This is a genomic window from Pseudomonas furukawaii (assembly GCF_002355475.1).
GTDB classification, from domain to species: Bacteria; Pseudomonadota; Gammaproteobacteria; order Pseudomonadales; family Pseudomonadaceae; genus Metapseudomonas; species Metapseudomonas furukawaii.
Genome location: NZ_AP014862.1, coordinates 5,601,985 through 5,614,450 on the forward strand (window position 1 = coordinate 5,601,985; position 12,466 = coordinate 5,614,450).

General features: G+C 65.4%; 10 protein-coding genes and 2 tRNA genes. 2 read left to right on the forward strand and 10 right to left on the reverse strand.

Annotated elements, in window-relative coordinates:
• Position 1: 1 nt before the first annotated feature.
• The 8 genes from alr to rnr all read right to left on the reverse strand — a co-directional run bounded on the left by alr (position 2) and on the right by rnr (position 8,469).
• Positions 2–1,078, reverse strand: a complete 1,077-nt coding sequence (alr, locus tag KF707C_RS26030; protein ID WP_003452983.1) for an alanine racemase — start codon at positions 1,076–1,078, stop codon at positions 2–4.
• 110 nt (positions 1,079–1,188) lie between these two features.
• The gene (gene dnaB, locus KF707C_RS26035) at positions 1,189–2,583 is read right to left on the reverse strand and encodes a replicative DNA helicase (RefSeq protein ID WP_003452985.1); all 1,395 of its coding nucleotides are present in this window, start codon (positions 2,581–2,583) and stop codon (positions 1,189–1,191) included.
• A 112-nt stretch (positions 2,584–2,695) separates the two neighbouring features.
• On the reverse strand, positions 2,696–3,142 hold the full coding sequence (rplI, locus tag KF707C_RS26040; RefSeq protein ID WP_003452987.1) for a 50S ribosomal protein L9: 447 nt from the start codon (positions 3,140–3,142) through the stop codon (positions 2,696–2,698).
• Positions 3,143–3,163: 21 nt separating this feature from the next.
• Positions 3,164–4,057 carry a YybS family protein gene (locus tag KF707C_RS26045; RefSeq protein ID WP_003452990.1) on the reverse strand — a complete coding sequence of 298 codons (894 nt, stop codon included), beginning with the start codon at positions 4,055–4,057 and terminating at the stop codon, positions 3,164–3,166.
• A 38-nt stretch (positions 4,058–4,095) separates the two neighbouring features.
• Entirely contained in the window at positions 4,096–4,326 is a 231-nt protein-coding gene (rpsR, locus tag KF707C_RS26050; protein ID WP_003452992.1) for a 30S ribosomal protein S18, read from the reverse strand.
• A gap of 28 nt (positions 4,327–4,354) precedes the next feature.
• Positions 4,355–4,762, reverse strand: coding sequence for a 30S ribosomal protein S6 (gene rpsF, locus KF707C_RS26055; protein WP_003452994.1), 408 nt, complete (start codon positions 4,760–4,762; stop codon positions 4,355–4,357).
• 234 nt (positions 4,763–4,996) lie between these two features.
• The gene (rlmB, locus tag KF707C_RS26060) at positions 4,997–5,743 is read right to left on the reverse strand and encodes a 23S rRNA (guanosine(2251)-2'-O)-methyltransferase RlmB (RefSeq protein WP_036993189.1); all 747 of its coding nucleotides are present in this window, start codon (positions 5,741–5,743) and stop codon (positions 4,997–4,999) included.
• Positions 5,740–8,469, reverse strand: coding sequence for a ribonuclease R (gene rnr / locus KF707C_RS26065; protein WP_003452997.1), 2,730 nt, complete (start codon positions 8,467–8,469; stop codon positions 5,740–5,742). The genes rlmB and rnr overlap by 4 nt, the downstream gene beginning before the upstream one ends.
• Before the next feature lie 206 nt (positions 8,470–8,675).
• On the opposite strand from rnr, the gene KF707C_RS26070 reads away from it, so the two are divergent.
• Both KF707C_RS26070 and KF707C_RS26075 read left to right on the forward strand, forming a co-directional pair.
• Positions 8,676–8,762 (forward strand) — tRNA-Leu (locus KF707C_RS26070).
• Between the two features lie 75 nt (positions 8,763–8,837).
• Positions 8,838–8,924: transfer RNA gene (locus KF707C_RS26075), tRNA-Leu, on the forward strand.
• Positions 8,925–9,027: 103 nt separating this feature from the next.
• On the opposite strand, the gene KF707C_RS26080 is transcribed toward KF707C_RS26075, so the two are convergent.
• Entirely contained in the window at positions 9,028–10,962 is a 1,935-nt protein-coding gene (locus tag KF707C_RS26080; protein WP_003453001.1) for a methyl-accepting chemotaxis protein, read from the reverse strand.
• A 158-nt stretch (positions 10,963–11,120) separates the two neighbouring features.
• Positions 11,121–12,416, reverse strand: coding sequence for an adenylosuccinate synthase (locus KF707C_RS26085; protein WP_003453003.1), 1,296 nt, complete (start codon positions 12,414–12,416; stop codon positions 11,121–11,123).
• Positions 12,417–12,466: the final 50 nt, after the last annotated feature.

Below are 12,466 nucleotides of genomic sequence, written 5' to 3' on the forward strand. Positions count from 1 at the left end.
GTCAGGCCAGGTAGCGGCGCGGCACCCGCGCGGTGACCCGGGTCAGCAGTTCGTAGCCGAGGGTGCCGCAGGCCGCCGCCAGCTCATCCACCGACAGGCCGGCGCCCCAGAGTTCCACCGAGTCGCCGACGCGGGCCTCGGGCAGGTCGCTCAGGTCCACCGCCAGCATGTCCATGGAGACCCTGCCCACCAGGGGCACGCGACGGCCATTGACCAGCACCGGCGTACCGCTGGGCGCATGGCGCGGATAGCCGTCGGCGTAGCCACAGCTGACGGTGCCGATGCGTGACGGCCGATCGGCCTCCCAGGTGGCGCCGTAACCGACGCTTTCGCCTTTTTCGATATCACGCACGGCGATCAGTTGGGCGCTCAGGGTCATCACCGGTTTCAGGCCCAGTTCCCGGGCGTCCAGGTCGGCGAAGGGGGAGGCGCCGTAGAGCATGATGCCCGGGCGTATCCAGTCCATATGGGCGGCGGGCAGGGCCAGCACGGCGGCGGAGTTGGCCAGGCTGCGCTGGTCGAACTCAAGGTCCAGCAGTTCGAGGAAGGACTCCAGCTGGACTTCGTTGAGGCTATGGCCGCGTTGGTCGGCGCAGGCGAAATGGCTGATGAGGTTGAGCTCGGCCACCTGGGCGGCGCCGCGCAGGCGCGCGTGCCAATGCCGAACCCGTTCCGGCGAGAACCCCAGGCGGTGCATGCCGGAGTCGAGCTTGAGCCAGACATTGAGGGGACGGCAGGGCGCGCTGGCCAGCAGGGCCTCGGCCTGCTCCGGCCCCTGGACCACCAGGTCCAGTCCAAGCTGGGCGGCCAGCGGGTACTCGGCGGGTTCGAAACAGCCTTCCAGCAGCAGCACCCGCGCCTGGTCGTCGAGGGCGCGGACTTCGGCGGCCTCTTCCAGGGAGGCGACGGCGAAACCATCGGCCTCGCCCCGCAGGCTGGCCACCACTTCACGAACGCCATGCCCGTAGGCATTGGCCTTGACCACGGCGAAGGCCTGGCGGCCCGGGGCGCAGCGCTTGGCGAGGGCATGGTTGTGGCGAAGGGCGGACAGGTCGACGGCGGCGATCAGCGGGCGCATGGAGGCGGCTCATGAACGAAAACGGGCGCCCATGATACCCCCAGCGGGCCCTGGTTCATTGATCCAGGGCTGGACGCCGGGGCGCGTCCGCGCCGCGATCGGCCGTGCGCTTATTCGTCTTCGAAGTGGTAGGTGCCGGGCGCCAGGTTCTCGAAGCGCGAGTACTTGCCGAGGAAGGCCAGGCGCACGGTGCCGATGGGACCGTTACGCTGCTTGCCGATGATGATCTCGGCCACGCCCTTGTATTCGGTCTCGGGGTGATACACCTCGTCCCGGTAGACGAACATGATGATGTCGGCGTCCTGCTCGATGGCCCCGGATTCGCGGAGGTCGGAGTTCACCGGACGCTTGTTGGGGCGCTGTTCCAGGGAGCGGTTGAGCTGGGACAGGGCGATCACCGGGCAGTTGAATTCCTTGGCCAGGGCCTTGAGGGAGCGGGAGATCTCGGAGATCTCGTTCACCCGGCTGTCGCCACTGGAACCCGGGATCTGCATCAGCTGCAGGTAGTCCACCATGATCAGGCCGATCTCGCCGTGCTCGCGGGCCAGGCGACGGGTACGGGCACGCATCTCGGAGGGGGAGATGCCGGCGGTGTCGTCGATGAACAGCTTGCGGTCGTTGAGCAGGTTCACCGCCGAGGTGAGGCGCGGCCAGTCGTCGTCATCCAGGCGGCCGGCGCGGACCTTGGTCTGGTCGATGCGGCCGAGGGAGGCGAGCATACGAATCACGATGGACTCGGAAGGCATCTCCAGGGAGTACACCAGGATCGCCTTGTCGCTGCGCATCAGGGCATTCTCCACCAGGTTCATGGCGAAGGTGGTCTTACCCATGGAAGGACGGCCGGCGACGATGATCAGGTCGGCCGGCTGCAGGCCGCTGGTCTGCGTATCCAGGTCATTGAAGCCGGTGGACAGGCCGGTGATGGCGTCGCCGTTGTTGAACAGTTCGTCGATTCGGTCGATGGCCCGAACCAGGATGTCGTTGATCCCGACCGGACCGCCGGTTTTCGGACGGGCTTCGGCGATCTGGAAGATCAGCCGCTCGGCCTCGTCGAGCACTTCCTCGCCGGTACGGCCCTGGGGGTTGTAGGCGCTGTCGGCGATCTCGTTGCTGATGCCGATCAGCTGCCGCAGGGTGGCCCGCTCGCGGATGATCTGTGCATAGGCCTTGATGTTGGCCACCGAGGGGGTGTTCTTCGCCAGTTCGCCGAGGTACGCAAGGCCGCCCACCTGGGGCAGTTGGCCTTCCTTGTCCAGTTGCTCGGACAGGGTCACCACGTCGAAGGGCATGTTGCGCTCGGCCAGCTTGAAGATGGCGCGGAAGATCAGGCGATGGTCATGGCGGTAGAAGTCGCCGTCGGACACCTGGTCGAGCACGCGCTCCCAGGCGTTATTGTCCAGCATCAGACCACCCAGCACGGCCTGCTCGGCCTCGATGGAGTGCGGCGGCACCTTGAGCGCGGAGGTCTGGAGATCGAACTGTTCCGGGACGGTGATATCGTTCATGGGCTCGGAAGATACGGGGGCTGAAAAGACATCGGGCACGTCACCGCTTTCGCAATGACGTGCCCGATGTTAGCGAGCCTGCACCTGAGCGCAAGCGCGCGCGACGGCGTGCTTAGCCGGCAACCACGATCAGCTTGACAGCAGCTTCGACCTCGGTGTGCAGGTGCAGTGCGACATCGTATTCGCCAACCTGGCGGATGGTGCCATTGGGCAGGCGGACTTCGGCCTTGGCAACCGGAACGCCAGCGGCGGTCAGGGCGTCAGCGATGTCGTGGGTGCCGATGGAACCGAACAGCTTGCCTTCGTCGCCGGCGCTGGCAGTGATGGTCACTTCCAGTTCGGACAGCTGGGCAGCGCGAGCTTCGGCGGTAGCCTTCTTCTCGGCGGCCTGCTTTTCCAGTTCGGCGCGACGAGCTTCGAACGCAGCAACGTTCTCGGCGGTGGCGGCGGTGGCCTTGCCTTGCGGCAGCAGGTAGTTACGGCCGTAGCCGGACTTTACGCTTACCTTGTCGCCCAGGTTGCCCAGGTTGGCGATTTTTTCGAGCAGGATGACTTCCATTTGAGTCTTACCTCTTAACTTTTAACCTTCACCGTTCGCAGGGCCGGCGCCGTTCTTGCGCGCCTTGCGTCCGCGAAAATCAAACAGACTGTCGACGATGGCCAGGACCACCAGCAACGGATAGATCAGTTGCATGAACAGCAGCAGCGACACGTACAGACCCACCAGCCAGAAGCCGGCCAGTCCACCCTGTTTCGCCAGACCATGCACCAGGGCCAGGCCGGCGAGGGCCAGCGGCACGCTGCAGATCGGCGTCAGCATCGCCAGCTCCAGGCCCAGGTTCGGGCCCAGCAGCATGGCGGCCAGCAGGCCGAAGGCCAGTGCCGGCGACAGCCTCAGCGCGCGAAACTCGCTGCCGAAGCCACCGGGGTTGTACAGGGCTGCCTGCCAGTAGCGGCCAAGCATCACGCTCAGCACGCTCAGCAGTTGCAGCAGCGCCGCGATCAGGCCGGTCAGGACCGGTGCGATCATGGCTGCCAGGCGCGCTCGCTCGTCATCCGCCAGTTGCGAATAGACGCCCCCCATCACCTGCGGCATGAGCTTGTCCAGCTCAGCCGCCATCGCGGCAATGGGCTCGCGGAACACCGCACCCAGCACCAGGCCATACAGCAGGCCCAGCGCCACGCTGACCATCAGCACCCGCGTCCAGGACACGCTGGAACGCAGCACCAGGGCCAAACCCAGCGCGCCGACCAGCACCATGAGGGTGCGCGGCTCGCCGAAGTACCACCAGCCAAGGGCTGGCAGCAGGGCCCAGGCGACAATGCCGATGGCATCGTTCACGCCACGCCGCAGCAGCACGAGGCTGCCTGCGGCCGCACTCAGCCAGAACATCATCGGCAGCAGCGCCGCCCCCACCACCACAAGGGTGGCCTGGGTGCGACCGCGCATGATGAAGTCAGCCAGAGCACGCATCTCGATCTATTCCCTTTGCCCGGGTCGACTGACCGGGATCAACGGCCGTGGCTGTCGGTGTAGGGCAGCAGGGCCAGGTAGCGGGCGCGCTTGATAGCGGTGGCCAGCTGACGCTGATACTTGGCTTTGGTGCCGGTGATACGGCTGGGAACGATCTTGCCGGTTTCGGAGATGTAGGCCTTCAGGGTGTTGAGATCCTTGAAGTCGATCTCTTTCACGCCTTCAGCGGTGAAACGGCAGAACTTACGACGACGGAAGAAACGTGCCATGAACTTGGCTCCTCAATAGATCCGTGGATTACTCGTCAGCGTTGTCGCTGTCTTCGCCTTCGACGGCGGAGTCAGTTTCAACGCGCTCACGGCGCTCGCGGCGCTCGCTGCGGTTTTCCTCGGCCTTGAGCATCTCGGACTGGCCGGTAACGGCTTCGTCGCGACGGATGACCAGGTTACGGATAACAGCGTCGTTGTAGCGGAAGTTGTCTTCCAGCTCGGCCAGGGCCTTGGCGCTGCACTCAACGTTCAGCATCACGTAGTGAGCCTTGTGAACGTTGTTGATGGCGTAGGCCAGCTGACGACGGCCCCAGTCTTCCAGACGGTGGATCTTGCCGCCGTCTTCTTCGATGAGCTTGGTGTAGCGCTCAACCATGCCGCCAACCTGCTCGCTCTGGTCCGGGTGAACCAGGAAGATGATTTCGTAATGACGCATAAATGCTCCTTACGGGTTGTAGCCTGCCAACATCGTGGTCAGGCAAGGAGTGAATATCTCGTTTGGTCTTGCCGGCGCGGGGACGTGCAACAGCCTGCCCCTGGCGGCAAGGGGCGACATTCTATTGAAGGGGAGAATGCCGCGCAAGAAAAACTGGCGAATATTTGAACAGCGCCTGGAACGCTGGAGTGGCCCGGGGCTGACCCCGCGAGTCAGCGGCCCGGGATCTGTGCGTCAGGCTTTCATCCTGCGCTGCCGCACCGCCTCGAACAGGCAGATGCCGGTGGCTACGGAAACGTTGAGGCTGCTGACGCTGCCTGCCATGGGCAGCTTCACCAGGAAGTCGCAGTGTTCGCGGGTCAGGCGGCGCATGCCCTTGCCTTCGGCCCCCATGACCAGCACGGTGGGACCGGTAAGGTCCTGCTCGAAGACCTGCTGTTCGGCCTCGCCGGCGGTGCCGACCACCCAGAGGCCCTTCTTCTGCAGCTTCTCCAGGGTGCGCGAGAGGTTGGTCACCGCCACCAGCGGTATCACTTCCGCCGCGCCGCAGGCCACCTTGCGTACAGTGGCGTTGAGGGTGGCGGACTTGTCCTTGGGCACGATCACCGCCAGCGCGCCGGCCGCGTCGGCGGTGCGCAGGCAGGCACCCAGGTTGTGGGGATCGGTGACGCCATCCAGGGCCAGCAGCAGGGGGGCACCGGGGCTTCGCTCCAGCAGCTCATCGAGCATGTTCTCACCCCAGACCTGGCTGGGACTGACCTCGGCGACCACCCCCTGGTGGACGCCTTCGGCCCACTCATCCAGTTCATGGCGATCCTTGTGACCCACCGGCACGCGATGCTGGGAGGCGAGGTCCAGCAGGACCTGGACCCGGGGATCGTGCCGGCTTTCGGCCAACCACAACTGCTTGACGCGTTTGGGATGGTGGCGCAGCAGCGCTTCCACGGCGTGAACGCCGTAGACCTTTTCCAATTGACTCATTTCTTGACCTTGCTGGCGGGCGCCTTCGGTTTGGGCGGTCCCTTCCTATGTTTCGTGGGTTTGCCGGCAGCGGTGGATTTGGCCGCCTTGGCTTTCTTCTTCGGCGGCTTGGTGCCTCCCTTGCCTTCGGCCTTGCCCGGCTTGTCCAGTGGCGATTGCGCCGGTCGACTGCCCTTGCTCGCCTTGGCACCCTGGCGGGCCTCGCTGAGCAGGGCCTGCTTGAGGGCACGGCTGCGATTCACGTCGGTGTTGCCCAGCATCTCCTCGGCCTGGGCGAGGATCTCCGGGGCGACCGGCGGCAAGGCCTGCACCTTGCCGGAACGGGGACGACGGGAGGCCACTGCAGCGCGGGGCTCCTGCGCCGGACGCTCCTGGCCGGCGCCACGGGCGATCGCCTTGGCACCACGCCCCCGCCCCTTGCCGACCCTGGGCTCGGGAGCTGACTTGGCCTTTTCGGCACCGCGTTTGTTGCGACCGCCGGGGGCGGTGAGGACGTTCTCCGAAAGCTCGAAATCGATCTTGCGCTCGTCCAGGTCCACTCGCGCCACCACCACTTCCACCTGGTCACCGAGACGGAAGCTGCGACCGGAGCGTTCGCCGGAAAGGCGATGATGAATGGCATCGAAGTGGTAGTAGTCGCCCGGCAGCGCGGTCACGTGCACCAGGCCTTCCACATAGATATCGATCAGTTCGACGAAGATGCCGAAGCCGGTCACCGCGGAGATCACGCCCGGGAAGGTCTCACCCACTCGGTCGCGCATGTACTCGCACTTCAGCCAGTTGGTGACGTCGCGGGTGGCCTCGTCGGCGCGACGCTCGGTCATCGAGCACTGCTCGCCCAACTGAGCCAGGCGCGCCTCGTCGTAGGGGTAGATGCGCGCCTTGGTCATGGCCGCCGCACCCGCGCGGCGCACGTGCTCGGTGGCCCGGCGGGAGCGGATCACGCTGCGGATGGCGCGGTGCACCAGCAGGTCCGGGTAACGGCGGATCGGCGAGGTGAAATGGGTGTAGGCATCGTAGTTGAGGCCGAAATGCCCCTCATTGTCCGGGCTGTAGACCGCCTGGCTGAGGGAGCGCAGCATCACCGTCTGGATCAGGTGGTAGTCCGGACGCTCGCGCACCTTTTCAAGCAGCGCCTGGTAGTCGCTCGGAGTCGGCTCGGCCTTTCCGCGATTCAGGCTGAGGCCCAGCTCGCCCAGGAACTGCCGCAGCTTGTCCAGACGTTCGCTGGGCGGGCCCTCATGGACCCTGTAGAGCGCCGGCACCTGATGCTGTTCGAGGAAGCGCGCAGTGGCGACGTTGGCGCACAGCATGCATTCCTCGATCAGCTTGTGGGCGTCGTTGCGCTGGGTCGGCAGGATGTCGGCGATCTTGCGATCGGCCCCGAAGACGATGCGGGTTTCCTGGGTCTCGAAGTCGATGGCGCCACGCACCTGGCGGGCCGCCAACAATACCTTGTAGAGCTTGTAGAGCTGCTGCAGGGGCTTGACCAGATGCGGCGAGTGTTCGGCGAACTGACGGGCTTCGACGGACTCCGGGGTCTCCAGGAACTGGCTGACCTTGGTGTAGGTGAGGCGCGCATGGGAATGGATGACCGCTTCGTAGAATTCGTAGCCGGTCATCTTGCCGGCGCGGGACAGGGTCATCTCGCAGACCATCGCGAGGCGGTCCACCTGCGGGTTCAGGGAGCACAGCCCATTGGAGAGGACCTCCGGGAGCATCGGGATGACCTTTTCGGGGAAGTACACCGAGTTGCCCCGGTTGGTCGCCTCCTCGTCCAGGGCCGAGCCCACCTTCACGTAATGGGAGACATCGGCGATGGCGACGATGAGTCGCCAGCCGCCCCCCTTGCGGGCTTCGGCATAGACGGCATCGTCGAAGTCCCGGGCGTCCTCGCCGTCGATGGTGACCAGGGGCAGGTCGCGCAGGTCGATGCGCTTTTCCTTGTCCTTCTCGGCCACCTCGGGCTTGAGCTTGGCCGCTTCCTTCACCACGGCGGCGGGCCATTCGTGGGGAATGTCGTAGCTGCGCAGGGCGACTTCGATCTCCATGCCTGGCGCCATGTAATCGCCCAGCACCTCCACCACTTCACCCTGGGCCAGACGGAAATTGCTCGGCCACTGCTCGATCTTCACCTGGACGAACTGGCCGTGGCGGGCGCCGCCCTGCTTGCCCGGGGCCACCAGCACTTCCTGCTGGATCTTCGGGTTGTCCGCCACCACCCGGGCGATGCCGCTCTCCTCGAAGAATCGTCCCACCAGGTTTTCATGGGCACGCTCGATGATCTCCACCAGCGCGCCTTCACGGCGACCACGGCGATCGAGGCCTGCGACCCGCGCCAGGGCACGGTCGCCATCGAACACCAGCCGCATCTGAGCAGGACTGAGGAAGAGGTCGTCGGAACCATCGTCGGGAATGAGGAAGCCGAAACCGTCACGATGACCGCTGATGCGGCCGCGGATCAGGTCGAGCTTGTCCACGGGGGCATAGGTGCCGCGACGTGTATAGATGAGTTGACCGTCTCGCTCCATGGCGCGGAGTCGGCGGCGCAGGGCCTCCAGCTCTTCATCGCTGGACAGGCCGAAATCGTCCACCAGTTGCTCACGACTGGCGGGAGCGCCTCGTTCGTCGAGGCGCTTGAGGATCAGCTCACGGCTGGGAATGGGGTTGTCATATTTTTCCGCTTCACGAGCGGCCTCGGGATCGAGGGTCTGCCAATCGGCCATCAGGGGGTTATCACCTTTTTATCCATAAGAGGGATGTGCCATCTGTCTATTGAAGCGCGAATTCCAATTGTCGGTCAGCTTAGTCCGAAGAATAATTTTTTTCGCGCTCAGGGGTTTACAACACAAAAGTCGGCTCGTATAGTTCGCGCCCACAGCGTCGCTGAGACGTTGTAACAGGAAGCCGATGAGCAATCATCGCATCCAGTGCCCAGGTGGCGGAATTGGTAGACGCACTAGGTTCAGGTCCTAGCGGTGGCAACACCGTGGAAGTTCGAGTCTTCTCCTGGGCACCATTTTCAAACGGATCGTACGGATCCGTATCCTTCGCGATGAACTCCGTATAAGTCGATGAGCGATCATCGCAATGTGCCCAGGTGGCGGAATTGGTAGACGCACTAGGTTCAGGTCCTAGCGGTGGCAACACCGTGGAAGTTCGAGTCTTCTCCTGGGCACCACTCTTCAACAAAGCCGAGCTCTGCTCGGCTTTGTGCTTTCCGGCTTCCGGAAATCCAATCGCCTCGCCCGAACGGGGCCCGCGCAGGGGCCCCGCACCCGGACCTAGGCCTTGAACTGCCCCAGACTGGCCCGCAACTGATCCGCCAGCCCCGCCAACACCCGGCCGCTGCTGGCGGTGGCCGCCACCGCTTCGGCCGCTCGACTGGCCTCGGCATGGATCACATCCACCCGACCACGCACGCCATCGGCCCCCGCCGCTTGATGCTCGGCGGCCCGCGCGGCCGCCTGGACCGCCCCGTGAACCTGCTCCACCGCCTGCTGCACGCCTTGCTGCAGGCGCTCGCTGTCGCGCAGCGCCTCCAGCCCTTCCACTGCACGCTCCCGCGCCTGGGCAATGGCGGAGACGGCTTCGCGGGCCCCGGTCTGCAGCGCAGCGATATGTTCCTGGATATCCCCCGTCGACTGCTGCGTCTTGCTGGCCAGGGCTCGCACTTCATCGGCCACGACCGCAAAGCCACGACCGCTCTCCCCGGCCCGGGCCGCCTCGATGGCCGCATTCAGGGCCAGGAGGTTGGTCTGCTCGGCGATGCCGTGGATGACGGACAGCACCATCTCGATCTGTTCACTCTGCCGCGCCAGCCGCTCGATCACCGCCGAGCCGTTCTGCACACGCTCTTCCAGGTTCTCGATCAAGCCTCCCACGCGCCGGGCGATGGCGGCGTTGTCCTGGGCCGCCTGACGAATCTCCCCCACCTGCCGCAGGGCGTCCTGCATGGCCTGGCTCTCGGCCTGGGCCTCGGCCACCATTCCCGCCAGGGCATGGAGACTGCCCTCCACTTCATTGCGCTGGCGATGAGTCGCCGCCTCGGCGGACTGGCTGCGCTGGGACAGCGCCTGGATCTCGACCCCAGTGCGCTCGGCCACGTCACCCGCTTCGCGAACGATGGGCTGCAGCTTGTCGACGAAACGGTTCACCGCATCGGCCATCTCACCGACCTCATCGCGGCTATCCAGGGGGACCCGACGCGTCAGGTCTCCCTCGCCCGCCGCCAGATCGTTGAGGGCCACGATCAGGCGACGCAGGCGCACCACCACGCGCCGTCCCAGCACCACGGCCAGCACCAGCAACACGCCCAGGCCCACCAGCACCGGGCCGAGGCCGATGCGCCAACGCAGCTCTGCTGCGGCCGACTCGACAGCCTCTCGGGTTCCGACGCTCATGCTGCCGGCCGCCTCACGGGCCGACTGCAGGCGGGCGGTCAAGGCGGCACTGCTTTCCGCAGCCGCACCGGAGAGGCTCTCACCCACCAACTCACCACCGCTGGCAATCAGGGCGGCGAATCGCTGATCCAACGCTTTGAGCTCCTGCTCCACGGACGCAGTGGAAACCCCCATGCGCACCTTGCCGATCTCGACGCCGTTGGGACTGATGGAGGCCTCCACCAGGTAGACGGAGGGGTCGCTGGCGGCGGCATCCAGGACTTTGTCCAATGCCCGCTGCCCCTCGCCCTTGGCCAGCAGCGCCTTGATCCGGGGATTCTCGCGATTGAGGTAACGCGTCAGGTGCTGGCCATTGGCATCGTCGTAGACCACGAAGAGCACGTTGGGATTGCGCTGGGCGCGGCGGGCGAACTCGGAGAGGGTGGGAACATCGCTGTCCCACATGGCCCGGGGTGCCACGGCAGCGAGCAACTGGGCCAGATCGTTGGCGGACTCCTTGAGGCTTTTCTCCAGCGTCAGGCGCAACTGCCCCCGCTCCTGCTGCAGGCGCTCACTGAGGGCCGCCCCCAGCCGCTCGCGGGTCTTGGCGGACAGGGCGTTGAGGCTGCCGGAGACCTCCTGGCCGGCCTGCTCCAGGTCCCCGGCCAGGCGCTGGGTGTCACCCCCCAGGCGCACACTCAACTCTTCTACCAGCGAATTCACCGTGCCCCGCGTCAGGGCGACCGCCACCAGCACCTGCACCAACAGGGCCAGCCCGAGGGCGATGAAGACCGGACGCAACAGGCGGCTTTGCAACAAAGACAGGATGACTGACACGACGTGTGGCTCCTTTTACGACCGTTACCGCTGTAACGGCGACAACCCGGATTTATAAAGTGCCAGCAAGCTGCGTGCCGACCAGATGCGCGACATTCTGCTCCGGTAAAACGACGAAGGGCCGCACTGGGCGGCCCTTCGGGAGCGAGTCGGTCGACTCAGGCGTACGGATGACGCAGGACGATGGTCTCGTTGCGATCCGGGCCGGTGGAGATGATGTCGATGGGCGCACCCACCAGCTCTTCCACGCGCTTGATGTAGGCGACGGCGTTGGCCGGCAGCTCGGCCAGGCTCTTGGCGCCGACGGTGGACTCGCTCCAGCCCGGCATTTCCTCGTAGACCGGCTGCAGGCCGATGTAGCTGTCGGCGTCGGTCGGTGCGTCTTCGAGCAACTCGCCATTGGCACCCTTGTAGCCGGTGCAGATGCGGATGGTTTCGAGGCCATCGAGCACATCCAGCTTGGTCAGGCAGAGGCCGGAGATGCTGTTGATCTCGATGGCGCGACGCAGGATCACGGCATCGAACCAGCCGCAACGACGGGCACGGCCGGTGGTGGAGCCGAACTCATGGCCGCGCTTGGCCAGGTAGGCACCGGTGTCATCGAACAGCTCGGTCGGGAAGGGACCGGAACCCACGCGAGTGGTGTAGGCCTTGGTGATACCGAGGATGTAGTCCAGGTACAGCGGACCGAAGCCGGAACCGGTCGCGGTGCCGCCAGCGGTGGTGTTGGAGCTGGTGACGTAGGGGTAGGTACCGTGGTCGATGTCCAGCAGCGAACCCTGGGCGCCTTCGAACATGATGTAGGCGCCCTGCTTGCGCAGCTGATGCAGGCGAGCGGCCACGTCGACCATCATCGGCTGGAGCAGCTCGGCGTAGCCCAGCGCCTCGTCCAGGGTCTTCTGGAAGTCGACCGCCGGCTCCTTGTAATAGTGCTGCAGGACGAAGTTGTGGTAGTCCAGCAACTCGCCGAGCTTGGCGGCGAAACGCTCGCGATGGAACAGGTCGCCGATCCGCAGGCCGCGACGAGCGACCTTGTCTTCGTAAGCCGGGCCGATGCCGCGACCGGTGGTGCCGATCTTGGCATCGCCACGGGCCTTCTCGCGGGCCTGATCCAGGGCCACGTGGTACGGCAGGATCAGGGTACAGGCGGGACTGATGCGCAGGCGCTCGCGCACCGGCACGCCTTTTTCTTCCAGCTTGGTGATCTCACGCATCAGCGCATCGGGAGCCACCACGACGCCGTTGCCGATCAGGCACTCGACATTCTCACGCAGGATGCCGGACGGGATCAGGTGCAGCACGGTCTTCTCGCCATCGATGACCAGGGTGTGGCCGGCGTTGTGGCCGCCCTGGTAACGCACGACGGCGGCAGCCTGGTCGGTCAGCAGATCGACGATCTTGCCCTTACCCTCATCACCCCACTGGGTGCCCAGGACTACGACATTCTTACCCATAACTCTTGTCCTCTTCGCAGAAGCTCGATGCCGGCGGGGCCGGCGGAAAT

What these genes read in the sequence shown, in the direction of transcription:
- rpsR (WP_003452992.1), bottom strand. Translation starts at nt 4,326, where the DNA reads ATGGCACGTTTCTTCCGTCGTCGTAAGTTCTGCCGTTTCACCGCTGAA.
- KF707C_RS26045 (WP_003452990.1), bottom strand. Translation starts at nt 4,057, where the DNA reads ATGCGTGCTCTGGCTGACTTCATCATGCGCGGTCGCACCCAGGCCACC.
- KF707C_RS26085 (WP_003453003.1), bottom strand. Translation starts at nt 12,416, where the DNA reads ATGGGTAAGAATGTCGTAGTCCTGGGCACCCAGTGGGGTGATGAGGGT.
- alr (WP_003452983.1), bottom strand. Translation starts at nt 1,078, where the DNA reads ATGCGCCCGCTGATCGCCGCCGTCGACCTGTCCGCCCTTCGCCACAAC.
- rpsF (WP_003452994.1), bottom strand. Translation starts at nt 4,762, where the DNA reads ATGCGTCATTACGAAATCATCTTCCTGGTTCACCCGGACCAGAGCGAG.
- rnr (WP_003452997.1), bottom strand. Translation starts at nt 8,469, where the DNA reads ATGGCCGATTGGCAGACCCTCGATCCCGAGGCCGCTCGTGAAGCGGAA.
- rlmB (WP_036993189.1), bottom strand. Translation starts at nt 5,743, where the DNA reads ATGAGTCAATTGGAAAAGGTCTACGGCGTTCACGCCGTGGAAGCGCTG.
- rplI (WP_003452987.1), bottom strand. Translation starts at nt 3,142, where the DNA reads ATGGAAGTCATCCTGCTCGAAAAAATCGCCAACCTGGGCAACCTGGGC.
- dnaB (WP_003452985.1), bottom strand. Translation starts at nt 2,583, where the DNA reads ATGAACGATATCACCGTCCCGGAACAGTTCGATCTCCAGACCTCCGCG.